Genomic DNA, 25,745 nt, shown 5'->3' on the forward strand with positions numbered 1-25,745 from the left:
TTTTTTATACGTCATAATTCACTACATAATGCTGCATCTCTGTATTGTAGTAGCCTTCGCTATATTCAATTACTTCGCCAACTTCATCATAAGAATAGCGCATACGTTTTAATAACGCTGTCCCCTCTTTTTCACCTAGCGCTTCTGCAACGAAACTAGGCGCGAGTCCAACAGCGAATTCATCTCTGAAGTTTTCTAAGTGAATGCCTCGGTCTTCAACTAAATCATAAAGCGATTGCAAGTCAAAGTCCGATAAATCTGTACTTGCCATTCCTGCTGAGAAATAGTGCGTATAATGAATGTAAGGTGCATCATTTAACGTATATAAACGTTCAATACGAAAACTCTCCTTGCCGAATAATCGAAATGGCACCGTTCCTTCTTCATTATGAACGATTTCTGCTTTTATCAATTTCTTTTGTACTTTATATCCTTCTTCCACTAACACTTCAGTAAATTTCTTACCCTTTGACAACTTTGTCGCAGAAGTATTGCGGATAACTTTCGTTCCTTTACCGCTTTTCTTTTCCAAATATCCTTCTTGAGCGAGTTCTTTAATCGCATTTCGCACTGTAATTTTACTCACTTTGAACTCTTCTTCTAACTGCGGTTCGGAAGGAATATTCGTATGAATCGCATATACACCATGCAATATTCGATCACGAATAATATTTTTTATTTGTAAATATAATGGTCCTTTTTTCCTCGTTACGTTCACCGTTACACCCACTACCTTTCTACATCACCTACTGATGCCGTCATTGCCCGAAGTATATCCTTCTCTGATGACATTGGCGTATCACCGACGATTGTATGTGCAAGCATTCCAGCTGCTGACGCAAATGAAACAGCTTTCTCTGGTGCAAACTCTTTTATCTCGCCATGAATAATCCCGCTCGTATAAGCATCTCCAGCACCTATTCTATCATATACAGAAAACGCAAGTGTTTTTGCAAAAGTGAACGCACCATCTTTACATATAAATCCGCGAAGCGAGTGTGTATTATCACTATTAATAGAGCGATGTGTACCAGCGATTGTAGCAATATGATATGTTTCAGCCACCTTTGGAATAAGATCAATAAGTTGTGCTTCTCGCTCCGTCTCCTCTGTTTTCATTCCAAGAACGAACATTGCATCTTTTTCATTCATCATAACGATATCAGCAAGAGCCAGCATTTCTTCATAATGTGGTTTCGCCTGCTCATACCCATCTTCTCCCCAAAGAGATGGACGATAGTTGCAATCAAAAACGACAGTGCCTCCGTTGTCTTTCACTGCTTTCGCTAAAGATTTCATATGATGGCGTACAGTATCATTCATCGCAAGTGTAATCCCGCAAAAATGAACGATATCAATTTCCTTTGCGATTTCTTCAAATTGATACATGTCTTCACATGCCGTATTGAAGCTACTTTCTAATCGATTTGAATATGTAACGCGGCTTGCACGTGCACCAAATCCATTTTCTAAAAAGTACATGCCGACATATTTGCCATCTCTTGAAACAAGTGAGGTTTGCACACCTAATTTTTGAATGTAAGATAATGCAGCATCTCCAACCGAATTTTCTGGTAAAGTTGAAATAAGAAAGCCTTCATGCCCGAGATGAGAAAGTGCCGCTGCCACGTTCACACCTGTACCAGAAAAGGAGTAATTTAATGTGTTAGCTTGCGACAATAACTCATATCCTGGTACTTGCAGGCGCATCATTACTTCACCAAATGCTGCAATTTTCTTACGCATATTGATCAACTAACTTCTTCACGACTGCTAATAATTCACGCACATCTTCTACTTTCGTGTTACCAGTTTCTTTATCAATAATAGAAGAGTACACGTGCGGGATAACTTGCTCTACGTTTGCTTCAAGCGCAATACGTACAATTGTTTCGAAGTTTTCTTTATCAATTCCGCCTGTTGGCTCTAATGCAAATCCTTCTTCTGCACAAGCCTTCGCAACTGCGCGATATTCTTCCTCATGAGCTAAACCTTTCATTGGGAAGTATTTCAATGAATTTCCGCCCATATCACGTACAAGTGCAATTGCTGTTTTAATTGGAACGATTGCTTTTTCTTCTCCAGCTGCGCTAATTGGACCAGTAGAAATATTTACGTAACCCACTTTTCCTGTTGGGGATACTAAACTATTAATCCAGCTATCTTTTTCGCCAAGATTTGCACGTGTCGCTCCAACTGAAGGGAACACTTGGTTAATATGGCTGCCAGGATAATGCTTCGCAATTTCAGCTACAACTGCCGCTTGGCGATTATCTCCTGCTCCTAGTCCGATTGATACAGCGTCATCAATTTCTTTTCCGTATGCTTTCATCGCTGTAACGGCTTCTTCTACTGTTGGGTAGTCTTTTGATAATACCCCCACTACTACATACCCTTCTGCTGCTTCAAAAATATCTTTCGCATTTCGGGTATTGTTCGCTAATACATTTAATGCTACGCGGCCTTTATAAAAACGTTTTTGAATATTTGTCATTTTAGTTTCCCCCTACAATTTCTCTCAATTTTTCTTCAATTACATGTATGTCATCACCTTGAAGTGGACGTGGATCAATATCAAAGAATCCTTGTCTTACTCCGTAATCACGTGTATAGATTGCGATTTCCCCTTCGCGTAATGCTGTCACAACGTCTTTTGCCGATTTATTTAACTCTTTTTCGTTAATATGAATACGTGCTCTAAAGATTGCTCTTCCGGCTTCATCTTGAACGATCGTTACATTTACACCTTTTAATTCTTTTAGCGGCATAAGTACTTGTAGCAATTCTTTTTCTTGCTCACTTTTATCTTCTTTTACGCCGTACTCATCAAGCGCTTGAAGTAAGCCGAAAGTTGTTTCTTTCCCAACTTTCATACTTCTTCCGATGCAATGTAATTGCACTTTCAGCCATTCGATATATTTTCGTTTACCGCCAACAATACCAGAAGTAGGTCCTTCAATTGCCTTTGAACCACTATAAATGGCAAGGTCTGAATACTTCACATATTTTTGAATGTCTTCTTCAGCTGCCGCATCAACGATAAGTGGTACGTTATTTCGCTGCGCTACTTCCCATGCTTCTTCAACAGAAATCATATTTTTTTGCACTGCATGATGTGATTTCACATACAGAATCGCTGCTGTATTTTCACCAATTGCATCTTCAATATGCTCTGCTTTCCCTTCATTTGCGTAACCCACTTCAACAAGCTTACCGCCGCCTAAATAAATCATCGTTTCAACTGGAGCACCGTATTGAACGTTATGACCTTTTAACATAATTACTTCGTTTTTCGCGATTACTTCTTGATGAAGTCTTTCACTTTTACGGCGATTTCCTTCCGTCACGATACCAGCGATAGAAAGCGCAATGCCACTCGATGCTGAGTTCACAACGACCGCTGCCTCTGAATCTAGAATTCTCGCAATATGGTCTCCCGCTTTATCTACTAAATCAGCAATTTCCACATAATTTTGTCCACCATGTTTCATCGCATCCATAACTGTATCTGTAGGAGCGGATACACCTAAAATACTCATTCTACCGCTCGCATTAATTACTCTTTTTAATCCGTACTTAGCATTCAATGAATGACCCATTGATTACAACCCCTTTCGTATCAATCCTTCTTTCAGCAATGCGCTGATCCCCTTCTGAATCAATTAACGTAACCTTCTCATCTTTCACTGTAAATAAAGTTAAGTTTGCAATATCTCCTTCTTGAATGCGGCCAAGCTCTGGTTTTTTCAGCCACTCTGCTGCATTTTTCGTAACCGCGTCAATTACTTCTTCTAGCGGATAACCTAAGTAAAGGAATTTCGAAAGAACGTGAGCCATACTATACACGGGACCGTGTATACGATTCTTCCGGTAAATATCTGTACTAATTGTATTAAAAGCAATACCGTGATGCTTCGCCGCCTCTGCTACTTTAAAAGAAAAACTAGCATTACCGTGACCAACATCTAAATGAACACCACGATTCACTGCATCTAGTAATACAGGTAGCGGTTTGCCTTCTTCATCGAATAAATTATTTTCTTTCCCGTTTAAGTAATGTGTAATGACATCATCTTTTTCTAAAAGAGGTACAACTTCCTCAATGCGAGGAGGCGCTGAACCGATATGTACCATAATTGGTAATGATGTTTCACGAGATAAAGAGCGTGCAACATGAAGCGGTTCAATTCCACTATCACAAACGACACTTTTACTCATTCTCGCCTTTAACCCAACGATTACATCTTTATACTTTTCTACTGCTTCTATTACTTTCTCTTTATCTATCCATTCCATATTGGATAATTCATCGATTCGTTTCAAACCGATACGAGAAATATTTAAAAAGGCAAATAAATTCGTTTTTGCCTGCTCTCTACTTTTTACTAAATCTGCAATACGATCAGCACCGCAGCTACCCGCATCAACAATTGTCGTTACCCCTTGCTTAACGCCAATTTCATCCACCTCATCGCCATACGGATCAAACTCCGGAAAAGCATGAACATGTAAATCAATCCAACCACTCGATACGTAAGTACCAGAGTAATCAAGAACCTTTCCACCCTCGCCAGCACCAGCTTTCGTCACCTGTGCGATTTTATTATTTTCAATTACAATGTCAATCTCTTCCCCGTTCACACGTTTTACATTACGTAGTACGAATCGTTCTGTCATTGTACTTCCACCCTTTTCTATAAGAAGCCATAAGAATACGCTTACATTAAAGTTTCATTTTATATGTCTTTCACACGTTTAGCGTAACACAAAAAAAGGGAGAAGTAAATATAACGTTATAATGTTTGAAAGTGAATAAAAAGATGCTCCTTCAAAATGGTAATAGTATAGGAAATTATATCAACGATTTTTTGAATATATCTATCATAACTTACAATATATCAACGATTTTTCAATTATATCTATCATAACTTATAATATATCAACGATTCGACAAGGAATATCGATTTACCGACAAGAAACGTCAATTCCTTTCTTATATAAGAAAAGGCTGTCCCAAATGGCACAGCCTTCTTCTCTATTCCTGAACCGTCACAATAACCCCATCCATATTGTTCCCGGAAATTTCATACTGCTTGTTTGCTGGAACGTTCACTTTCGTATTCTCAGAAACTTTATAATAAGAAACAGTATATTTCTTACCTTCTACTTCAGTTGAAACCTCTTTTTCCTCTTTTAAAAACTCTAAATATTCCTCTAGTGTGAAATTCTTTTTTTGCATAATTGCGCTATGAGGTAGGCCAACATAACGGATATGCCATGGCTCATATTGAATTCCAGTAATGTTACTTTTATTTTTCGGATAACGTAATACAAAGCCATGCTTCCATACGTTCTCTTCGATCCATTTTCCTTCAGGCGCTTTCTCCATCTTCTTTTGCGTTGATCCAACGTCTAGTGATAATCCTAAATTATGTTCACTATATCCTGCTGGAAGCGCGTAATCAGATCCCATTTCTTTATATAATTTACTTTGTTCTTTAAAATCTCGATACCCACTACTCATTAAGAAATGCTGTACGCCATCTTTTCCAGCCGCATCGACAACGTTCAAAAACTTTTTTACAACATACTTTGATAAACGAAGATTTCTATCAAATATTACGTAGCCTCTTACTAATTCACTATTATGATTTACATTTATAATATCAGACCTAATACTATCTTTTTTTACTGGATAATCCCTATTAACTAATAATAAATCACCCTTATAAATTTGTTCCTTCGTAATCTCTTTCCTCTCGGTATTTGCCGCCTTTACTAGCTCATCTTTTCCGACAATTTTAACATCGATTTCCTTTTGAAATAACGGTGATATATAAAAGCCTACACATACTGTGCATGCTATAAAAAAAGAAATAAATACCCACTTTTTCATTTCTAGTTCCTCCTTAACGTAACTTACGTATAGAATAGAAAAAACTATTAAAATAAAAAGTGGGGTAAAGTTTAAATTTTTATTAAATTGTTAAGTTCTCGTCTTTTGGCAATCGCACTTCAAACATTGTTCTAACTACATTACTTTCAGCAGAAATTGTACCGTTATGCTGCTCAACAATATTTTTCGCAATAAATAGTCCAAGGCCTGTCCCGCCACGGTTCTCAGTTCTCGATTTATCACCTGTATAAAACATATCAAAAAGATACGGTAAATCTTCTTCTGGAATGCTATCTCCATAATTCATAACTTGTACGACAACTTCTCCATTATCGATATACCCATTCAGATCAACAAATTGCCCATCATATCCGTATCGAACGGCATTTGTTAACAAGTTTTCAAATACTCTAGCTAACAATTTTCCATCACCGTTAATCGGCAAATGCGGATCAATATTCAACCTAGCTTGTAAATGATGTTTCTCTAATAAAGGATACAATTCCTCATCTAACTGGATAAGTAGTTCACTTATATCAATCGGTTTTTTATCCAGCTTTAGCATGCCATAATTCATACGTGTAATTTCAAATAACTCATCGATTAAACTTTCGAGCCTTTGCGATTTCGTATATGCAATCGTGGAAAAATGTTTAATTTGTTCCTTCGTCAAATTCTCATCTTTAAGAATTAAATCTAAATACCCTAACACGGATGTTAATGGGGTTCTTAAATCATGAGCTAAGTTTACAACGAGCTGATCTTTACTACTTTCAGCAAAGTCTCCTCTTTCCACCGCTTCTTTTAACTTTTCACTCGCAACATTTATTTCACGTGCGATATCTCCAAACTCATCGTTTGATGAAACTTGAACTTTATTCGTAAAGTTACCGTTCGCAAGATGATGAATCCCGTTAGAAATCTCACTAAAATACTTTAAATACGGTTTTGTCAAAAAGAAGAAAAAGATAATAGATAACGGAATAAAGAAAATTAAAAAGAAGTTAATGTCTCCAACTTCCCTTACCACTGACCTAAATTGCGCTAAAGGCTCTTCGTAGCGAACCATCGTTTTATAATACAGCTGCAATCCTTTATAAATTATATAAGTTACAGTTGCTGCAAGCACCATACTTAACGCAAATAAGGCAATCATTTTAAATCGAAAACTTTTCATCATATTAGCCATTGAAAGTATAACCTACTCCCCACACTGTTTTTATTAATTTATCCTTTCTTTTATCTTCCCCAAGCTTTTTCCGCAACGTACGAATATGTACCATAACTGTATTTCCGCCTTCATAATAATCATCTGCCCATACTTGCTGAAAAATATTTTCCACATTATACACTTTCTTCGGATGGCTCGCTAATAAATATAAAATATCAAACTCTTTCGGTGTTAACTCAATTTGCTCTCCATAGACGTTCACTGTTCTTCGCTCAGGTTCAATAATAACTCCGCCTATCTCTAAAGCAGATTTATTCTCCGCTACTTTCGGCTGATTTAATGTAAGAAACCTACGTAATTGTGCATTTACACGCGCAACTAATTCAATCGGTGTAAAAGGTTTCGTCATATAATCATCTGCACCTAATACTAAACCTGTCACCTTATCAAAATCAGATGTTTTCGCACTTAAGAAAATGATTGGCATATGATGCTTCGTGCGAATTTGGCGCGTCACCTCATACCCATCCATTTTCGGCATCATAATATCTAAAACCACTAAGTCGATTGGCTGCGTTTCAATAATATGAACAGCCTCTTCCCCGTCTGCTGCCTTCACGACGTGGTACCCTTCTTTTTCTAAATGTATCTCAATTAAATCAGCAATTTCTGCCTCATCATCCACTATTAAAATTGAAATGCGCTTCATTTTACTCCCCCTTTTATACGCTCGATTGTAAACTAGTCTATCCAATTTGTACAATACGAAAAGGTTACCCATTAGAGTAACCTTTGTAAATAAAATTATATCAGCGATTTTCCAAATATATCGACCATAACTTGAATTATATCGGCGATTTCTCAATTATATCGACCGTAACTCGCATTATATCAGCGATTATTGAAATATATCGACTTACCGACAATTAACAACGAAATTCGCCCGCTACTTTAAAGACTCAAGTTACCGCTCCAAAACAATTCGCTGTTTCGTGATCTCCGCCAACCTTCCGCGGTCTACTTCATACTCAGCTTCAACACTTTGCGGCACCATAACTTTTCCGCCCTTAAGCGTCACTTCCGGCGAAATAATATCCTGCTCCCAATGTCTGCTAGAAGCAGATATATCGCCTGGAATCGTAAAGTTCGGCAATGAGGCAAGCGCAACATTTTGTGCTCTTGAAATCCCCATCTCCACCATACCGCCGCACCAAACGGGTATGTTGTGCTCCATGCAATAATTATGGATTTGAACCGATTCTGTTACTCCGCCCACTCGCCCTGGTTTAATGTTCACAATTTGGCAGCTACCAAGGGTAATCGCAACGCGTGCATCTTCTAAACTATGAATACTTTCATCTAAACAAATCGGCGTTTCAATTTTCTTTTGCAACTCCGCGTGATCAAGAAAATCATAATCGGCTAACGGTTGTTCAATCATCATTAATTGGAATTCATCTAGTCGTTTCAGCCTCTCCGTATCCCCTAATGTATATGCTGAATTTGCATCTGCCATTAGCGGGATATGCGGAAACTCTTTTCGAATCTCTTTCAATAATTCGTAATCATGCTCTGGCTTTATTTTCACTTTAAAACGCTCGTATCCTTCTTCTGCGTACTTCTCGATTTGTTTTAACATAACCGGAATCGTATTGATCCCAATTACAACGCCGACTTCAATTTCAGACTTCGTTCCGCCAAGCACTGTCGCTAACGATTTCTTTTGACACTTCGCATATAAATCCCAAACAGCCCCTTCAATTCCGGCCTTTGCCATTCGGTTTCTTTTTATATGTTGAAATAGACCCGGTACCTCATTCGGATGAGAAATTTCAGCCTTTAATAAATCAGGTATTAAAAAGTCTTGCAGTACATGCAGCGCCGTCTTCACCGTTTCTTCCGTATACCACGGTTCAGAGAACGCAACGACTTCGCCAAATCCAATGTACCCGTCTTCATCTTCTAATTCAATAACGATACTCTCACGCTTTTCGTAAGTCCCGTAGCTTGCAGCAAACGGGATTACGAGTGGCATTTCCGTTATATACAGTGTCGCTTTTTTTATTTCCACCTACATCTCCTCCACTAATTGTCTTAACTCTCGTCTTAACAATTTTTTCGAAGCGTTACGTGGTAATTCCTCTAAGAAACATGCTTTCTTCGGCACTTTATATTTCGCTAATTTCTCCTCGCAAAAGTGAAGAATTTCTTCTTCTGTTACCGCCCCGCTTTTCACAACAAAAGCAGCGGGTACTTGTCCCCATTTATCGTCAGACATACCGACAACACCGGCTTCCGCTACCATCGGATGAGAGAGTAACACTTCTTCAATTTGAGCTGGGTATATATTCTCTCCACCAGAAATAATTAAATCGCTGCGGCGGTCTAATACGTATAAAAATCCTTCTTCATCTAAATAACCGAGGTCACCAGTATGAAGCCATCCGTTTTGAATTGTCTCACGCGTCGCATCTTCACGGTTAAAATAACCGCCTGTTACGTTCGGCCCTTTTACTACAATTTCGCCTTCCGCATGTGGCGGCACTACTACGCCGTCTTTTTCAATACGAAGTTGGCACTGAAATAGTGGCTTTCCAGCTGATCCTACTTTCGTTAACATGTAATCTGCGGACAACGTACAAATTTGCGAAGACGTTTCTGTCATACCGTACGTTTGATACACAGGAATTCCTTTATCTACACATGTTTCGAGTAACGGTTTTGGCGCTGGTCCTCCGCCAAGTAACATACATCGTAAAGAAGAAGGATATGTTTCTTCTCCAAGTCTCTCTAATAAATCAGTTAACATTTTTGATACGACTGAAATAATCGTTACGCCTCTCGTTTGAAGTGCTGTATGAATAAAATCAGCATCATATTTCGGAACGAGTAAAATGCGCATGCCGTACATAATATTTTTCATTAGAAGAGATAACCCGCCAACATGGAACATCGGCATACACGCTAACCAGCAATCATCATCACGAAGTCCTAAATTAAGCGAAGAGCCAACCGCGCTGGCCCAGTGATTTCCATATGTTAAAATAACGCCTTTCGGTTTCCCTGTCGTCCCTGACGTATAAATAATCGTCATCGCTTCTTCTAAAGAGAATTCTTCTTGTATAGAGGCTTCCTCTTTTGGTCCATTCATCACCTCGGCGAATGAATAGACAGGAACATCTTTAGCATCAAATTCTTGATCGGTCACTAAACAAATAACTTCAGCATCATCCATTTGCCAAAGTAGCTCTTCTCTTGAAAGACGCGTATTTAAAAGCACAGCTACTGCCCCTACGTACGATAGGGCGTGAATAACTGTAATCATCTCCATACCATTTTTCATCAGAACAACCACCTTTTCCCCTCGCTTCACTCCTACATGCGTGAGGTGTTCACAAACAGATACTACCTTTTCATGCAGCTGCATAAAAGTAACTTTCTCTTCCTCTATTTCAATTGCAGTACGATCTGGTGTTAAAAATGCACGTTGCTTTAACCAATTTGGCATCGTCTCCATCATACATTCTCCTTTCATGAAAGAAAGAGACTTGATATGATATCAAGTCTCTTAGTTGTTTTGTTTCCGGTTTGACCATTTGGTTGCGACTCACTTTGTGGGCGAGCCGCTTCCGTCTAAGAACCTTAGCCAACGGGGCTAAACAGTCGGCTCCGCTTTTGATTTGATCAAGGGAAACGAGGGAATTGACCGAAGTCCGGACTGCGTTTTTCTTTGAATGCGTCGCGACCTTCTTTTGCTTCGTCAGTTGTGTAGTACAATAACGTTGCATCTCCAGCTAGTTGTTGAATACCAGCTAGACCGTCTGTGTCTGCGTTGAATGCAGCTTTTAGGAAACGAAGTGCCATTGGGCTGTTTGCTAAGATCTCTTGTGCCCATTGTACTGTTTCTGCTTCAAGTTGTTCTAATGGTACTACTGTATTTACTAAGCCCATATCAAGCGCTTCCCCAGCACTGTATTGGCGGCATAGGTACCAAATTTCGCGAGCTTTCTTGTGGCCTACCATACGAGCTAAGTAACCAGCTCCGTATCCACCGTCAAAGCTTCCTACTTTAGGACCTGTTTGTCCGAATACAGCGTTGTCTGCAGCGATTGTTAAGTCACATACGATATGAAGTACGTGTCCTCCACCGATTGCATAACCTGCTACCATTGCGATAACTGGTTTAGGAATTGCACGAATTAGACGTTGTAAGTCTAATACGTTTAGACGTGGGATTTGGTCGTCACCTACATATCCACCATGACCACGAACTTTTTGGTCGCCGCCAGAACAGAATGCACGTCCACCTTCACCTGTTAAAATGATAACGCCAACATTTGCATCATCACGAGCTTGTGCAAAAGCGTCGATTAACTCCATTACCGTTTTTGGACGGAATGCGTTATGTACTTCAGGACGGTTAATCGAAATTTTTGCGATACCATTGTATGTTGAATAAATAATATCTTCGTAATTGCCTTCTTTTACCCATTCAATAGCCATTACAACTACCTCCTTGTATATTTCTGATCTCCTCTATAAGTGTAACTTCATTCTTAACTGAAAAAAGCATCACTGCATAGTTTTTAGAAATCCCTTTACTATTGTATCAAACTTTTCCGGTTGTTCCACATGAATTGCATGGCCAGCACCATCAATTTTGACAATTTTCGCATCAGAGACGCATTTTTCGATGTTTTTTAATATGCGAAAGAACTTTTCATCATGCTCTCCGTTCATTAAAAGAACAGGTATTTTTAAGTTTTTTAGCTCATCCCACCATGAAGGCTGAGCCCCAGTTCCCATGCCGCGCAAGCTATTTGCGAGCCCTTTTGGGTTGTTAGCAAGTCGTTCTTTTCGCACCGCTTCTTGTACGTTTTTTGCTAAACGTTTTTGCGTTTCAAACAGCGGAATATTTTCCCACATCGATACAAAACTTTCTATGCCTTCTCGCTCAATTTTATCGGCAAGTCGCTCATCTTTTTCACAGCGTTCTTTTCGCTCATCTTCACTTTTGAGTCCAGCTGTACAATTTTCTAATAAAAGAGAACATACATATTCTGGATATAGACACGCCATCGTAATCGCCAGTCTACCGCCCATTGAATAGCCAAGTATATGTGCTTTTTCAATATGAAGGTAATCTAATAGTTCTTTCATTTGCAATGCCACATTTCGAATGTCATAATGCGCAACATCTTCAGGACTCTCGGTCTTTCCGTGTCCAACAAGATCCACTACAATAACTTGAAACTGCCCACTCCATGAAGAGATAAAAGAACGCCACGTTTCCATGCTTCCCGTAAAACCATGAAGAAGTAGAAGTGGTTCCCCGCTTCCGACTACTTCATATTCATACGATACATCTTGCAGCGTTACTTTCATTTTGATTCACCTTGCAATGATGTAGTAATTACGTCCTGTGTTTTTGCCCATAACGTACGGTGCAACGTTAAGTTTTCATCACGGTTCGTACAAATTTCTACAACGTGTAAACCTTCTGTCGTTGCTCCCTTTTGTACTTCCTCCCGGAATTGCTCCCAACCATTTACACGGCTAAATGAACCACCGTACATTTTAACAACATGCTCATAGTCAAGCCCAATCGGCGTTCCAAATAACGATTCGAAGTGTTCCTTTTTCTCATATTGTGGTAAGAATGAGAAAATACCCCCACCATCATTATTTACAACGACAATCGTTATATTTAATTCATGTAATTTTGCAGCTAATAGTCCATTTAAATCGTGATAGAATGATAAGTCACCGATGACTAATACGAGCGGATCGCAAATAACGCTCGCTCCTAGAGCTGTCGAAATGATGCCATCAATCCCATTTACACCGCGGTTTGCCATCACTTGAATATTTTTATCTGATGTGAAGAAGAATGAATCTGTATCACGAATTGGCATACTATTACTCGCAAATAACGTTGCTCCTTCTGGTAATACGCGTACAATATCTGTAATGACTTTTCCTTCAAATGCAGTTTCATATGTTTCCATTTCACGAAGCGTTTCCTTCGTTTTTTCGTTTATATGTTGCCACATTTGGGACCAATCATTCTTTTTCATAACTGGCATTTTTTCTATTAATGTACTGCAAAATGCAATATCACTTGCCTGTACAACTTCTGTCGCAACAAGAGCTGGATCTCTCCATTGTCCAGATTCGTCAACAACGATATGAACAGCTTTCGTTTGTTTTTTAATGAACTGCGTTAATGCTTTCGAAACAGGCATACCACCAAAACGAATTAAAACGTCCGGCTTCCACGTCTCTTTTAACAATTCATTTCGTAAAAATGTATCATAACAGTCGATTACCATCGTTTTATCGTGGTGTCCGCTACGAATATTAGAAAGTGGGTCTGCTAATATTGGGTATCCCGTTTTTTCAGCTAGTTGCGTTGCAAACGTTGCGATTTCTGAATGACTATCATCTCCACAAATAATAAGCCCCTTTTCCATATGTGAAAGGCGCCCTACAAGAGAATCTACATATTCACTCGGCATCACCACGTTCCCTTGCTGAACTACTCCTGTATATTCCCCGCGTCCTTTATCCCATAAACTTTCTAATGAAAAGTCCGGGATAAGCGGTTCACGAACTGGAAAATTAAGATGAACAGGTCCTTGCGGCGCTAAACAAGCACTTGCTATCATGCGCTGCGTTGTCATGCGAGCGTAGTGGTACATCGCTTCACTCGCTTCTGGAAGTGCCATCTCTGTAAATTGCTTCACAAACGTACCGTATAAATTAAATTGATTCATCGCTTGTGGTGCACCGACATCTCTTAATTCATGCGGTCTATCTGCTGTTAAGACGATAAGCGGCACTCGTGAATGGAAAGCTTCACATACAGCTGGATAGTAGTTCGCTGCTGCCGTTCCTGACGTACATAATAATGCAACCGGACGTTTTTTCGCTTTTGCGATACCGAGCGCAAAAAATCCTGCAGATCTTTCATCTACATGTAAATATGTGTTCATTCCTTCGTGTTGTTCCATTAGTAGAGCAATCGGCGTTGACCGTGAGCCTGGACTAATGACAACATCACATACATTTAGACGCGTCAGTTCATCCACGAACGCGCCTAAATAATATGATAATGCTTCTATATGATTGTTCATTTCATTAATTCCTCCAAAGCACCAAGCATCGGTCTAAACTTCAAACTTGTCTCTTCATATTCAAGTTGCGGTACTGAATCAATTACAATCCCGCAACCGGCAAATAAGGATGCTTTCTCGCCATTTAATAATCCGCAGCGAAGTGCAACCGCAAATTCACCATTTCCTTCATCATCTATCCAGCCAATCGGTGCACCATATAATCCTCTGTCTAACAATTCAACATCACGAATCAGTTTCATCGCTTCCAAACGAGGTGTCCCGCCAAGAGCTGGTGTTGGATGTAATTCTTCTACCATCGTTAAAAGACTCGCAGTGCCTTTTGCCTCTACAGGCGTATATAAATGAATTAAGTTTTTCGTTGTTAATAGACCTGGACTCTCCGGAATATTAACGTATTCGCAGTGCTCATTTAATACCGACCTGATCATGTTCACAACATAACCGTGTTCAGCTAAATTCTTTTCATCATGAAGAAGCGCATTACTATTTCGCTTACTTTCTTCTATAGATTGACCATGACCAGTTGAACCAGCAAGACACATCGAAGTAAACTTCTTATCTTCTTTGCGAATTAACCTCTCTGGCGTCGCTCCTAAGAAGCATGCTCCTTTATAATCAAAAGAAAATACGTAACAATCCGGTTGCCCAATGCGAAGTGCTTCTAAAACAAGAGCAGAATCAATATGATGATCCATTTCTACTTTTAGCTCCCTCGCTAATACAACCTTCTGCACGTTACCCTGCTTCATCTCATCTTGCACTTTCTCAATGGCTTTCATCCAGCCTTTCGGATCCACTTCTACTTTAGAAATAACAGTTAATTTCGATCCGTTTAGCGCACATTTACTCTCCCCAAAAATTTTCTCTTCTAAAGAAATCATTTCGTTATAAAGAGTTTCTGCACAGTCTGTTGCTGAAACGAATGTATTCATTGTTAACCATGCTTTTTCATTTTTTACAGTTAATAAAAATGCTGGTAGTGAAAATGTCGTATCATCGAATTCTTTCCATAAGTCCGTTTTCTCTTTTTCTTGGTCAAATGAAAATCCACCAAATAAAAGAGGACCTGTTCCAAATTCATATTTTTCTCTTTGTACAAATGCTTTCTCTTTTACTTTATTCCACTCGTCACGAGCCGCTTGAAAGCGTTTGTGAGAAGAATTTGCTATAGTGAAAACAGAGCCAATTCCAGCAAATATTACATGCTGAGCTGGATCTGCAAAATAACATCTATTTTCCAATGCAATCCTTTTTCCTGCTGCATAAAACAGAAGCGGATCCATCCAGTCTATTTGTTTTACAAAACTAACCAATATTTTTTCATCAGTTGCATGCTTAATGGCTGCACTAAGAACTTCTTGCAAGCCTTTTTGTTTCGTTTGAATCACAATTGTCTCCCCCCTATGGGCGAAAAATAGTCATAATTACGCTTGATTTTAAGATACACCTCAAACGAAAGGCCTGTCAACGTTTAGCATTTCTGAGAAATTCACCTTCTCTTCCTAGAAAATAAACGTTGACACTAAATGATGCTTTTTCTACACTTAGTTGTGTACAATATGTGACCAAAGGAGGATTCAACATGGAAATGAACGTCGAAACGAATTCCTCTCCTACGGCGCCAAAACCAAGCAAGCAAACAGGCTGGCGCATTTGGTGGAGTTTACTACGTCCCCATACATTAACAGCAGCTTTCGTTCCTGTTTTCATCGGAACAGCCTATGCAATGCAGGTCGGAGGTATAAATCAAATACATCTCCCTCTTTTCCTTATAATGCTTCTTGCTTGTCTTCTCATTCAGGCAGCAACAAACATGTTTAATGAATACTTTGATTATAAAAGAGGACTCGATCACGAAGGTTCAGTTGGTATCGGCGGCGCTATCGTTCGCGATGGCATTCAGCCAAAAACAGTGCTTAACTTAGCATTTGGATTTTTCGGCATCGCAATACTATTAGGTGTTTATATTTGTATGAATTCTAGCTGGTGGCTTGCTGCAATCGGTCTTGTTTGTATGGCCGTTGCTTACCTTTACACGGGTGGCCCACTTCCCATTGCCTATACACCATTTGGAGAGTTAACAGCCGGATTATTTATGGGTGTTATCATTATTGGAATTTCATTCTTTATTCAAACTGGAACTGTAACATCAGAAGTCATTTTACTATCTATTCCAAGCTCCATTTTAATTGGTGCCATTTTACTAGCTAATAATATTCGTGACTTAGATGGCGATAAAGAAAACGGTCGTAAAACGTTAGCAATTCTCGTTGGACGTGAAAGAGCGGTTGGTGTACTTGCTTCTATGTTCATCGTTTCCTACATTTGGACAATTGCTTTAATTATCGTGGGCATCGTATCACCATGGATGCTTATCGTATTTTTAAGTGCACCGAAAGCATTTAAAGCGACGAAAGGCTTTATCGGCAAAAGCATTCCAATGGAAATGGTACCTGCGATGATTGCAACAGCAAAAACAAATACGATCTTCGGTCTCCTCATGGGAATCGGATTATTACTTGGATACTTTCTATAAAAGGAGCTGCTTATGCGGCTCCTTTTTCATATCTGAAATTCATCTCATAATTCCTACTCGCAACGCTCATACTATGTAAAGAAACTGAATTGTAGGAAGGTGGACGACTATGTTAACTCCACAACAAATAAATCAATTTAAATCCGTTTTAGAAAAACAAAAACACGAACTAGAGCAAACGATACAAACACACGAAAATGAAGATCGTGCATCTGAACGTGAGTCTGTTGGAGAATTATCTAGCTATGATAACCATCCAGCTGATATGGCAACAGAGCTATATGAACGTGAAAAAGACTTCGGGCTTATTGAACTTTGGCATAAACAGCTAGAGGATACGAAACATGCCTTGCAAAAAATAGAAGCGGGTACGTACGGCATTTGCGAAGTGTCTGGCGAAGAAATTCCATTTGAAAGATTAGAAGCAATGCCGACTGCTACAACATGCATCCAGCACGCGACAAATAAGCTAAATATGAATACACGACCAGTCGAAGAAGAAGTGTTATCTCCTTCTTTCCACAAACATGATGAAGATCGTTCTGTTGAATATGATGCAGAAGATGCATGGCAAGATGTTGCTAATTACGGAACATCTGAAACACCATCTGATTTAGAAAGACAAGATTCGAAAAACTATAATGGCATGTACGTAAATAGTGAAGAAAACGTAGGCTACGTAGAGGATTTCGAAAACTTTATTGGTACAGATATGTATGGAAAAAATCCGCAAGTTTTCGCTACGGAAGAACATGAAGAATATGAGCAAATGCTTGATGACTTTGAAGAGCGTACCTTTAAGGGCGAATTATCTTCAAATGAGTCGAGTTCCAAAGAATAAAAAAAAGCATTCCGAAAATCGGAATGCTTTTTATCGCTAGCTAATTAGTTTTTTGTAACGTTAGCAGCTTGTGGTCCACGGTTACCTTCAACGATTTCGAAAGAAACTTCTTGACCTTCTTCTAAAGTTTTGAATCCGTCACCTTGGATAGCTGAGAAGTGAACGAATACATCGTCTCCACCTTCAACTTCGATGAAACCGAAACCTTTTTCGCTGTTGAACCATTTAACTTTACCTGTTTGCATGTCATGTACCTCCTAAATAAAAATGAAACTATGAATCCACATGAAAAGGTGGATATAAAGGACATGAATGTATAACAAGCTTACAGCCTTTAATTCAACGTGCTTTATTTCCGTACCACATTATGTAGCTCAATAGTGATTTCACTATATCACGCTATATCCAAAACGTCAAATGAGAACACTTTCATTCCACCATTTTTTTATAATTTTAATATAATGTTGAATTTCCATATTCATATTTTAGCCCGGTATTTGCGGACAGCTTGATTGGCGGGAGCTGATAATCAGTTTTGGTTTGTTCCACTTTATTTGAAAATTAACAAAACTAAAGTATTCTAATCCTATTAAATTCTGTACAATATAAGTATCTATTACATACGAGGTGAAAAAATGAGAGCACATGAAATCGAGTATAAGTTATACGGAGATGATATGCAGTTTGTTGAAATTGAGTTAGATCCAGAAGAAAGCGTGATCGCAGAAGCTGGCGCAATGATGATGATGGAAGATTACATAGAAATGGAAACAATCTTCGGTGATGGTTCTGGCCCATCTGGAGGTTTATTCGGAAAATTAATGGGCGCTGGTAAGCGTCTCGTTACAGGCGAAAGTATGTTTATGACTGTATTTACAAATACAGGTCACGGCAAACGCCACGTCTCATTTGCTGCTCCTTATCCTGGTAAAATTATTCCTGTAGATTTAACAGAATATCAAGGAAAAGTAGTTTGTCAAAAAGATGCCTTTCTTTGTGCCGCAAAAGGTGTTTCTATCGGAATTGAATTTACGAAAAAAATAGGAACTGGTTTCTTCGGTGGTGAAGGTTTTATCATGCAGAAACTTGAAGGTGACGGTCTTGCTTTCATGCACGCAGGTGGAACTGTATATAAACGTGAATTAAAACCTGGTGAGAAACTTCGCATTGATACAGGTTGTCTTGTTGCTATGACAAAAGACATTAACTATGATGTCGAGTTCGTTGGAAAAGTAAAAACAGCTCTATTTGGCGGCGAAGGTTTATTCTTCGCAACGTTAGAAGGACCTGGAACAGTTTGGATTCAGTCCTTAACACTTAGCCGATTAGCAGCACGCCTTACAAGCCCAGCAGCGCAAAGTACTGGCGAAGGTAGTGTATTAGGTGGCCTTGGTCGTTTATTAGATGGGAAAGAGTAAACTGTGCCCTTATGTGGGAATGGCCATCAACTAATAAAATAATAAAATTAAAACACCCTTGCTTGCAGTAATAAAGTGAAAGGGTGTTTTAATTTACGTCTACAAACGAGAAAAAGCAGTTAAAATAAAGTAATAAGGTTTACTTAAGGAAAATAAGGTATATTATATTTGTTGAGTAGATTCTCTTTAGAGACAAGAAAAGTAGGTGAACAAAGTGGGAAAATATCAATTGGATTCCAAAAGTCAGGTAGCTGTGGCAAAGTTCCATGAAAAACAGAAGCCTGCCAAATTTGATAAAAAGCAGCAACTTGAAAAATTGCGTACGGAGTATTTGAAAAAGAAGCAAAAACAAACAGATAAATAATATGTTTTATTTTCCGAATTTTTTCTGTATGTAACGCAAACAAACACAAGAAAATAGGTAAGTTATTCATCATTCAAATATATACAGGCTATTTTTTCAAACCTCTTACTTATGCAACTAACGCATGCGTCAGTTCATTAAGAATAACTAAAAAAGTCGATTCCTTGAGATGAAAAAGAGTAAACAGTGTCCTTATCAGGCACTGTTTTATTTTGACATTATAATTTCCTCCACTGATTTAGGTAAGCGATACAAGCTATTCCCCACCTCCAAAAGAATGAATCAAGTTCCTCACCGCATATATTAAACTATACCTTTTCTTAAGGAGGGCTACCTTAATGCGTACTCCTTTATCCTTTGATAAAGACACTGCCATACTGTTAGCTTCTTGTTGTGAGTTAACGTATGAACAATATAAACAAAATGGTATTTTCGAAATACCAGATGGTTTTCAATATGTACAAGGTTTTCAAGGAAAGGCCATTCAAACAACAGAATGGTTCGGATTTATATTAGAATCTGAGGATACAATTATCGTTGCCTTCAGAGGCACTCAAACAGATCCAGATTGGATTATTGATTCTCTCGTCAATCAAAAACCTTATCCTTATGCTTTAAATGGCGGAAATGTCCATAACGGTTTTCTCTCTATTTATGAGTCTTGTCGTGATTCTATTATGGATATGCTCGTATCATTGCCAGCACATAAAAAACTGCTAGCTACTGGGCATAGTCTAGGTGGCGCGCTTGCCACATTACACATATTAGATGCACGTATAAATACTGCCTTCGCACAGTATGGACTTTATACATTCGCTTCTCCAAAAGTAGGAGATATCGCTTTTCGAAATTATTATAAACTACAAGTAGCTAGTAGCTTTCGTTTCGTCAACTTATTCGATGTCGTTCCACTTCTCCCTCCCCGAAACATAAATTTTAATGATCATGACTGGGAGTATGCACACGTCCATCACAACATGACATTTACAAAAAACACAAAATCCATTACAAATAATCATTCCATTACAACATACAAAACATGTCTGACTTCTCATTTTTAACCAGTAAACAATTGGAAATAAAATATTCGTATACTATAATAATCTATGAAGTTATTTTTGGATGAGGGGACCTTACATGTTAAAATTTATCTTCGCATTTTTCCTTATTATAATTTTTACGGTTACAGGTTTCTTTACATTTTCATACTTTGCGACAGGAGAGTATGATGGGGCAGGTATCATATATACCACTGTTCCATTTCTTTCTTAAGCAAAATAAATAAAACGAGCTTAATTTTATTAAGCACGTTTTATTTATTAATATCCATTTCTGTTGGTAAATCGATAATATATCTCCCAATATAGCAACCTCTTTAAAACTGTTTAACTGCATTACCAATACCCCAAATTTCATTACTGTACTGCAAAATCGTTCGATCGCTCGCAAAATGACCAGACTGTGCAATATTTAAAATCGACATTTCTAGCCACTTCGTTCGGTTCTCATAAGCTCTACCGACAGCTTCTTGTCTTTCAGCATATGGACCAAAATCTCGCAGAACAAAATATTCATCATTTTGAATAACGAGAGAATCGTAAATTGCTTCAAATTCGGCTCCCGACTGTGCAAAGAAACCATTCGTTAACTGATCTACTACCTTTTTAATGTGCCCATTGTGGTGATAATAATCACTTGCACGATATCCACCATTTTGATAGTAATGAAGAACCTCTTCTGCTGTTAAACCGAAAATAAAACAGTTATCATCACCGACCCGGTCTTTTATTTCAACGTTAGCACCGTCTAGCGTTCCGAGTGTAATCGCACCATTCATCATAAATTTCATATTACCTGTTCCCGATGCTTCTTTACTCGCCGTTGAAATTTGTTCACTTACATCCGCCGCTGGGAATATATCTTCTGCTAAAGAAACTCGATAGTTTTCTAGAAAGATAACTTTCATATATTGACTGACATACGGGTCATTATTTACTTTTCTTGCGAGTTCATTTATTAATTTAATAATTTTTTTCGCGTAATAATAGCCAGGTGATGCTTTCGCTCCAAAAATAAAAGTACGCGGATAAAATGTAAAACTAGCATCCTCTTTCAAACGGTTATACAAATATAAAATATGAAGAACATTTAATAATTGTCGTTTATAAGCATGTAATCTTTTCACTTGCACATCAAAAATAGAATTTGGATCAATGGTAATCCCCATTGTATTATGAATACGCTCCGCTAAAATCTCTTTACGCTCTTGTTTTACCTCTGCAAATTTCTCTTGGAAACTCGCATCATATTGAACTAATTGTAGCTCTTGAAGCTTAATCGGTTCTTTCTTCCACTCTGTTCCAATCGCCTCTGAAATGAGATTTGTTAACTGTGGATTTGCTTTCATAAGCCAGCGCCTATGAGCAATTCCATTCGTCTTATTATTAAACTTATCTGGATAAAATTCATAAAACAATCGCATTTCCCGCTGCTTTAATATTTCCGTATGAATTTTCGCTACACCGTTTACGCTATGGCTACCGACAATCGCTAAATGAGCCATTTTCACAAGGTCATGTGCAATAATCGCCATTGCTTCAATACGATCCCACTCATACGCATACTGTTCCCACAGTTCATGACAGAAACGTTCATTAATCTCTTCAATAATCATATAAATTCTCGGTAATAACGGTTTAAAAATGTGAATTGGCCACTTTTCGAGCGCTTCTGATAACGTCGTATGATTCGTATAAGAAATCGTCTGCGTCGTTATGTGCCAAGCTTCTTCCCATGCTAACTTTTCTTCGTCTAGTAAAATACGCATCAGTTCCGGAATTGCTAAAACCGGATGTGTATCGTTAATGTGGATCGCAATTTTTTCATGTAGTTGACGAAGGTCACCATATCTTTCTCTATGCATTCGAACGATATTTTGCAAACTTGCTGATACGAGGAAATACTGTTGTTTTAAACGAAGTATTTTTCCCTCATCATGCGTATCATCTGGATATAAAAACTCCGATACAGCCTCTGTTTCACGCTTATATTTCAAAATATCTTTGCAGTTTTGCGGGAAAGGAACTGGTTCAGCATTCCAAAGTCTAAGTGTATTTACAGTACTCGTCTCATAGCCAACTACTGGCACATCATATGGCACGGCCATAATGACTTCTGCATTTGTATGCCTAAACTCTAAACGCCCGTCAATTTCTAGCGGTTCAACATTGCCGAAATAACTTACTTCTACAGCTTGATCATGCCTTCTTACTTCCCATACGTTTTCATGAAGAAGCCACTGTTCTGGAAATTCGACTTGATAACCATCAACAATTTTCTGATCAAACAAACCATGTTTATAACGAATTCCACAGCCGTGTCCTGGCAAGTTTAAAGATGCAAGTGAATCGAGAAAACAGGCTGCTAAGCGTCCAAGCCCACCATTACCAAGGCCTGCATCTGCTTCCACTTCTTCTAACTCTTGTAACGAAATCCCTAGTTCAGATAACCCTTGCTCGCATACATCTCTAATACCTAAATTCAAGATGTTACTTCCAAGCAAACGTCCAAGCAAAAACTCAATAGACAAGTAATACATTTGCTTTTGCTCTCCGGATCGATAACTCTCATTCGTTGCAATCCATTGACTATTCATATACTCACGTACCATATGGCCGAGTGTATTATATTGATCACGAGTTGTAGAATCTTTAAAACTTTTACCATACATCGTCTCTAACTTTTCTAGAAAAGTTGATTTAAAACTTTCAACATGAGTAAACATTTTTTCACCACCTACATGTTATTCCATGAGACTTTTATATAATTCCTTATAAGCAAGAGCCGATTGCTCCCAGCTGTAATCTTCAGTCATCGCTTGTTTTACAAGCTGCTCCCATACCGGTTTATCGTGATAGAATTCAATTGCACGATGAATCGTATGCAGCATGTCATGTGCATTAAAATTCGTGAAACTGAAACCATTTCCTTCGCCTGTTTCTTCATCATAAGAATGTACTGTATCGTTTAATCCACCTGTTTCTCTTACAATTGGAATCGTACCGTACGCTAATGCGATAAGTTGTCCAAGTCCACACGGTTCAAACAGCGATGGCATTAAAAACAAATCGCTTCCCGCATACACTTGGTGAGCTAATTCTTCATTAAATCCGATATAAACTTTTACCTTCTCCGGATACTCATATGCCATCCACTCAAAGAATTGCTCATATTCCGAATCACCTGAACCTAAAATAATACATTGTACATCTTCTTCCATTAGTTCGCGGAATACAGTACGTACTAAATCAAGACCTTTTTGCTTCGTTAATCTCGTTACCATTGAAATAATTGGTGTATCCTCTTTTTCTGGCAAACCAAAATAACGCTGCAAGGCGCGTTTATTTTCACTCTTTTCATATAATGACTCTGCATCATACTGAGCCTTAATATACGAATCCGTTTCTGGATTATATACGCTCGTATCAATACCATTTACAATGCCGCTAAGCTTATCATTATATTTTCGCAGTAATCCATCTAACTTCTCACCGAAAAATTCATATTGAATTTCTTCTTTATATGTCGGGCTCACCGCTGTAATTTGATCCGAAGCGATAATACCGCCCTTCATAAAGTTCACATTCCCATAAAACTCTAACTGCTCACTGTGGAAATATTCATCACCAAGTTCTAACAAGTCGTACATTACTTCAGGAGGAAATACACCTTGGAACTGTAAGTTATGAATTGTATATACCGTTTTAATACGCTCATATAACGGGTTATCTTGATACTTTTCACGAAGTAAGAAATTAACCATAGCCGTATGCCAATCGTGGCTATGAAGAACATCCACTTCAAAATCAAGGTGCGGAATACACTCTAACACCGCTTTTGAGAAATAAGAAAAACGCTCTCCGTCATCATAATGACCATACAGAGAATCTCTCTTAAAATAATATTCATTATCTATTAAGTAATACGTAATTCCGTCTTGCTCACCTTTTAAAATTCCACAATATTGATTTCTCCACCCAAGCGGGACGTTAATTACTTTATGTAACGTACATCCATCTCTTAACTTTTGCGGAATGAGGCTATAATTCGGAAGTATAATACGAACGTCCACTCCTAATTTTTTCAGCTCTTTTGGGAGCGCACCCGCTACATCAGCTAATCCTCCCGATTTCACAAACGGTACACATTCTGATACTGCAAATAAAATATTCACTTGTTGTCCCACTGCGCGAAAAGTTTTTATTACTCCTCTTGCAGCTTCCTCCCTTCGAGTTTTCATTTGAATTAAAACTTTAATCAGTGGAGGAAGACCCCCACTGATTCTTTTAAGAATAACTATTAATCGTACTGTTTTGTACGCTTCCTTTTTCTACAACATACGGCCCATCGGCGTTTCCTTTTAATACGACACCGTCACCAATTTTCACGTCTTTATCAATAATAACACCATCTATTATACAGTTATCTCCAATTTGGCTCTTTTGCATAATAATACTGTTACGAATAATTGAACCTTTTCCAATTTTAACTGAACGGGAAACAACACTGTTTTCGACTTCCCCTTCAATAATACTACCGTTTGCAATCATTGTATTTTTCACGACTGCACCCTTTAAATAACGAGTTGGTGGCTCATCTTTTACTTTCGTAAAGATCGGTGCTTCTTTCTTAAATAATTGCTTCCAAATAGCAGGTTGCAAAATTTCTAAGCTATGTTTATAGTAACTTTCAATCGAGTCAATAATTGCTACATATCCAGTATGTTCATATGTAGCAATGTGTAATGATTTCCCGCGCTTTTCTCTCACTACATCAAATAAACTGTATTGTTCCACATCTTTATATGACTCAAATAAGTCTAACAATAATTGTTTCTTTAACACATATGTTTGAAGTGAAACCCCTTCATGGCAAACTTCCGTAATATCAGCTGCCGTATGTATATGCCGCTCTAACACCGCTTGAAAATTTAATGCTGTTACGAGATGGCTATTCGTAATAACAACGTACTCTTCTCTGCTTCTTAGAAAATAATCAATATGTCTTCTAAAGTGTGCAAAAGACCCAAATTCATCTTGGTCACATTGGCAGTTTGGCGGGAATAAAAATAGTCCGTCTCTTTTTCTATCTAAATCCCACTGTTTTCCTGAACCAACATGGTCCATTAACGAACGATTTTTATGGCTTGTAAAAACTGCCACACTATGAATACTAGAATTCACCATATTTGAAAGCATGAAATCAATGAGTCGATAACGGCCCCCAAACGGTAACGCCGCTAGTGAACGATGCCCTGTTACTTTCTTTAAGGAAGGAAAACTTCCCGTTGCATTAATAATTCCTAACATTTTTTCTCCCAT

Annotated in this window: 24 protein-coding genes; 6 read left to right on the forward strand and 18 right to left on the reverse strand. The window is 38.3% G+C overall.

Annotation, left to right across the window (positions count from 1 at the left end):
• Positions 1-4: 4 nt before the first annotated feature.
• The 14 genes from DN407_RS24000 to DN407_RS24065 form a co-directional block, all read right to left on the reverse strand.
• Positions 5-730, reverse strand: coding sequence for a GntR family transcriptional regulator (locus DN407_RS24000; protein ID WP_097856586.1), 726 nt, complete (start codon positions 728-730; stop codon positions 5-7).
• The gene (locus tag DN407_RS24005; RefSeq protein ID WP_097856585.1) at positions 730-1,746 is read right to left on the reverse strand and encodes a sugar kinase; all 1,017 of its coding nucleotides are present in this window, start codon (positions 1,744-1,746) and stop codon (positions 730-732) included. The genes DN407_RS24000 and DN407_RS24005 overlap by 1 nt, the downstream gene beginning before the upstream one ends.
• Positions 1,739-2,494: a 2-dehydro-3-deoxy-phosphogluconate aldolase gene (gene dagF, locus DN407_RS24010; RefSeq protein WP_000181937.1), complete on the reverse strand. Its 756-nt coding sequence runs from the start codon at positions 2,492-2,494 to the stop codon at positions 1,739-1,741. Before dagF ends, DN407_RS24005 begins: the two co-directional genes overlap by 8 nt.
• Before the next feature lies 1 nt (position 2,495).
• Entirely contained in the window at positions 2,496-3,599 is a 1,104-nt protein-coding gene (locus tag DN407_RS24015) for a DgaE family pyridoxal phosphate-dependent ammonia lyase (RefSeq protein WP_087875852.1), read from the reverse strand.
• Entirely contained in the window at positions 3,577-4,677 is a 1,101-nt protein-coding gene (locus DN407_RS24020) for an amidohydrolase/deacetylase family metallohydrolase (RefSeq protein ID WP_097813965.1), read from the reverse strand. The genes DN407_RS24015 and DN407_RS24020 overlap by 23 nt, the downstream gene beginning before the upstream one ends.
• A gap of 358 nt (positions 4,678-5,035) precedes the next feature.
• A complete protein-coding gene (locus tag DN407_RS24025; protein WP_000759395.1) occupies positions 5,036-5,896 on the reverse strand; it encodes a D-Ala-D-Ala carboxypeptidase VanY in 861 nt (286 codons plus the stop codon).
• Positions 5,897-5,978: 82 nt separating this feature from the next.
• Entirely contained in the window at positions 5,979-7,085 is a 1,107-nt protein-coding gene (locus tag DN407_RS24030) for a HAMP domain-containing sensor histidine kinase (RefSeq protein WP_000002610.1), read from the reverse strand.
• Positions 7,078-7,776 (reverse strand): response regulator transcription factor, encoded by a 699-nt coding sequence (locus DN407_RS24035; protein ID WP_149216672.1) that lies wholly within the window; start codon positions 7,774-7,776, stop codon positions 7,078-7,080. Before DN407_RS24035 ends, DN407_RS24030 begins: the two co-directional genes overlap by 8 nt.
• A gap of 255 nt (positions 7,777-8,031) precedes the next feature.
• Positions 8,032-9,138: an o-succinylbenzoate synthase gene (menC, locus tag DN407_RS24040; RefSeq protein ID WP_000403300.1), complete on the reverse strand. Its 1,107-nt coding sequence runs from the start codon at positions 9,136-9,138 to the stop codon at positions 8,032-8,034.
• The gene (locus DN407_RS24045) at positions 9,139-10,584 is read right to left on the reverse strand and encodes an o-succinylbenzoate--CoA ligase (RefSeq protein WP_179955806.1); all 1,446 of its coding nucleotides are present in this window, start codon (positions 10,582-10,584) and stop codon (positions 9,139-9,141) included.
• A gap of 167 nt (positions 10,585-10,751) precedes the next feature.
• On the reverse strand, positions 10,752-11,570 hold the full coding sequence (gene menB, locus DN407_RS24050; protein WP_000963884.1) for a 1,4-dihydroxy-2-naphthoyl-CoA synthase: 819 nt from the start codon (positions 11,568-11,570) through the stop codon (positions 10,752-10,754).
• A gap of 69 nt (positions 11,571-11,639) precedes the next feature.
• The gene (gene menH / locus DN407_RS24055; protein WP_088045582.1) at positions 11,640-12,452 is read right to left on the reverse strand and encodes a 2-succinyl-6-hydroxy-2,4-cyclohexadiene-1-carboxylate synthase; all 813 of its coding nucleotides are present in this window, start codon (positions 12,450-12,452) and stop codon (positions 11,640-11,642) included.
• Complete coding sequence (menD, locus tag DN407_RS24060; RefSeq protein WP_098284069.1) at positions 12,449-14,203, reverse strand: 2-succinyl-5-enolpyruvyl-6-hydroxy-3-cyclohexene-1-carboxylic-acid synthase; 1,755 nt, start codon at positions 14,201-14,203, stop codon at positions 12,449-12,451. The genes menH and menD overlap by 4 nt, the downstream gene beginning before the upstream one ends.
• Positions 14,200-15,594 (reverse strand): isochorismate synthase, encoded by a 1,395-nt coding sequence (locus DN407_RS24065; RefSeq protein ID WP_087967167.1) that lies wholly within the window; start codon positions 15,592-15,594, stop codon positions 14,200-14,202. The genes menD and DN407_RS24065 overlap by 4 nt, the downstream gene beginning before the upstream one ends.
• Before the next feature lie 194 nt (positions 15,595-15,788).
• On the opposite strand from DN407_RS24065, the gene DN407_RS24070 reads away from it, so the two are divergent.
• Together DN407_RS24070 and DN407_RS24075 are read left to right on the forward strand one after the other, a co-directional pair.
• Positions 15,789-16,742 (forward strand): 1,4-dihydroxy-2-naphthoate polyprenyltransferase, encoded by a 954-nt coding sequence (locus tag DN407_RS24070; RefSeq protein WP_000425740.1) that lies wholly within the window; start codon positions 15,789-15,791, stop codon positions 16,740-16,742.
• A gap of 109 nt (positions 16,743-16,851) precedes the next feature.
• On the forward strand, positions 16,852-17,583 hold the full coding sequence (locus DN407_RS24075) for a yteA family sporulation protein (RefSeq protein ID WP_000957365.1): 732 nt from the start codon (positions 16,852-16,854) through the stop codon (positions 17,581-17,583).
• A gap of 44 nt (positions 17,584-17,627) precedes the next feature.
• Here the strand turns inward: DN407_RS24075 and cspD are convergent, their stop codons facing one another.
• Positions 17,628-17,828 (reverse strand): cold-shock protein CspD, encoded by a 201-nt coding sequence (gene cspD / locus DN407_RS24080; protein WP_001193054.1) that lies wholly within the window; start codon positions 17,826-17,828, stop codon positions 17,628-17,630.
• 390 nt (positions 17,829-18,218) lie between these two features.
• Here cspD and DN407_RS24085 point away from each other — a divergent pair, with 390 nt between their 5' ends.
• The 4 genes from DN407_RS24085 to DN407_RS32270 all read left to right on the forward strand — a co-directional run bounded on the left by DN407_RS24085 (position 18,219) and on the right by DN407_RS32270 (position 20,637).
• Positions 18,219-19,001, forward strand: a complete 783-nt coding sequence (locus DN407_RS24085) for a TIGR00266 family protein (RefSeq protein ID WP_001201257.1) — start codon at positions 18,219-18,221, stop codon at positions 18,999-19,001.
• A 214-nt stretch (positions 19,002-19,215) separates the two neighbouring features.
• Positions 19,216-19,365 carry a hypothetical protein gene (locus DN407_RS31735; protein WP_000521639.1) on the forward strand — a complete coding sequence of 50 codons (150 nt, stop codon included), beginning with the start codon at positions 19,216-19,218 and terminating at the stop codon, positions 19,363-19,365.
• Positions 19,366-19,703: 338 nt separating this feature from the next.
• On the forward strand, positions 19,704-20,426 hold the full coding sequence (locus DN407_RS24090; RefSeq protein WP_001260111.1) for a lipase family protein: 723 nt from the start codon (positions 19,704-19,706) through the stop codon (positions 20,424-20,426).
• A 76-nt stretch (positions 20,427-20,502) separates the two neighbouring features.
• Positions 20,503-20,637, forward strand: coding sequence for a hypothetical protein (locus DN407_RS32270; protein WP_000911064.1), 135 nt, complete (start codon positions 20,503-20,505; stop codon positions 20,635-20,637).
• Positions 20,638-20,740: 103 nt separating this feature from the next.
• Here the strand turns inward: DN407_RS32270 and glgP are convergent, their stop codons facing one another.
• From glgP to glgD, 3 genes are all read right to left on the reverse strand, one after another.
• Positions 20,741-23,149 (reverse strand): glycogen phosphorylase, encoded by a 2,409-nt coding sequence (gene glgP / locus DN407_RS24095; RefSeq protein WP_149216674.1) that lies wholly within the window; start codon positions 23,147-23,149, stop codon positions 20,741-20,743.
• Between the two features lie 18 nt (positions 23,150-23,167).
• Entirely contained in the window at positions 23,168-24,598 is a 1,431-nt protein-coding gene (gene glgA, locus DN407_RS24100; RefSeq protein ID WP_048568044.1) for a glycogen synthase GlgA, read from the reverse strand.
• A 112-nt stretch (positions 24,599-24,710) separates the two neighbouring features.
• A complete protein-coding gene (gene glgD / locus DN407_RS24105; RefSeq protein ID WP_000504164.1) occupies positions 24,711-25,745 on the reverse strand; it encodes a glucose-1-phosphate adenylyltransferase subunit GlgD in 1,035 nt (344 codons plus the stop codon).

This window comes from Bacillus sp. JAS24-2 (assembly GCF_008274905.1).
GTDB classification, from domain to species: domain Bacteria; phylum Bacillota; class Bacilli; order Bacillales; family Bacillaceae_G; genus Bacillus_A; species Bacillus_A cereus.

Excerpts from the sequence above, each read along its gene's own strand:
- DN407_RS24045 (WP_179955806.1), bottom strand. The coding sequence starts at position 10,584 with ATGGAGACGATGCCAAATTGGTTAAAGCAACGTGCATTTTTAACACCA.
- DN407_RS24035 (WP_149216672.1), bottom strand. The coding sequence starts at position 7,776 with ATGAAGCGCATTTCAATTTTAATAGTGGATGATGAGGCAGAAATTGCT.
- menD (WP_098284069.1), bottom strand. The coding sequence starts at position 14,203 with ATGAACAATCATATAGAAGCATTATCATATTATTTAGGCGCGTTCGTG.
- DN407_RS24020 (WP_097813965.1), bottom strand. The coding sequence starts at position 4,677 with ATGACAGAACGATTCGTACTACGTAATGTAAAACGTGTGAACGGGGAA.
- DN407_RS24030 (WP_000002610.1), bottom strand. The coding sequence starts at position 7,085 with ATGGCTAATATGATGAAAAGTTTTCGATTTAAAATGATTGCCTTATTT.
- DN407_RS24070 (WP_000425740.1), top strand. The coding sequence starts at position 15,789 with ATGGAAATGAACGTCGAAACGAATTCCTCTCCTACGGCGCCAAAACCA.
- DN407_RS24085 (WP_001201257.1), top strand. The coding sequence starts at position 18,219 with ATGAGAGCACATGAAATCGAGTATAAGTTATACGGAGATGATATGCAG.
- DN407_RS24090 (WP_001260111.1), top strand. The coding sequence starts at position 19,704 with ATGCGTACTCCTTTATCCTTTGATAAAGACACTGCCATACTGTTAGCT.
- DN407_RS32270 (WP_000911064.1), top strand. The coding sequence starts at position 20,503 with ATGTTAAAATTTATCTTCGCATTTTTCCTTATTATAATTTTTACGGTT.
- menH (WP_088045582.1), bottom strand. The coding sequence starts at position 12,452 with ATGAAAGTAACGCTGCAAGATGTATCGTATGAATATGAAGTAGTCGGA.
- DN407_RS24015 (WP_087875852.1), bottom strand. The coding sequence starts at position 3,599 with ATGGGTCATTCATTGAATGCTAAGTACGGATTAAAAAGAGTAATTAAT.
- DN407_RS24005 (WP_097856585.1), bottom strand. The coding sequence starts at position 1,746 with ATGCGTAAGAAAATTGCAGCATTTGGTGAAGTAATGATGCGCCTGCAA.
- menB (WP_000963884.1), bottom strand. The coding sequence starts at position 11,570 with ATGGCTATTGAATGGGTAAAAGAAGGCAATTACGAAGATATTATTTAT.
- glgP (WP_149216674.1), bottom strand. The coding sequence starts at position 23,149 with ATGTTTACTCATGTTGAAAGTTTTAAATCAACTTTTCTAGAAAAGTTA.
- dagF (WP_000181937.1), bottom strand. The coding sequence starts at position 2,494 with ATGACAAATATTCAAAAACGTTTTTATAAAGGCCGCGTAGCATTAAAT.
- DN407_RS24025 (WP_000759395.1), bottom strand. The coding sequence starts at position 5,896 with ATGAAAAAGTGGGTATTTATTTCTTTTTTTATAGCATGCACAGTATGT.
- DN407_RS24075 (WP_000957365.1), top strand. The coding sequence starts at position 16,852 with ATGTTAACTCCACAACAAATAAATCAATTTAAATCCGTTTTAGAAAAA.
- cspD (WP_001193054.1), bottom strand. The coding sequence starts at position 17,828 with ATGCAAACAGGTAAAGTTAAATGGTTCAACAGCGAAAAAGGTTTCGGT.
- glgD (WP_000504164.1), bottom strand. The coding sequence starts at position 25,745 with ATGGGAGAAAAAATGTTAGGAATTATTAATGCAACGGGAAGTTTTCCT.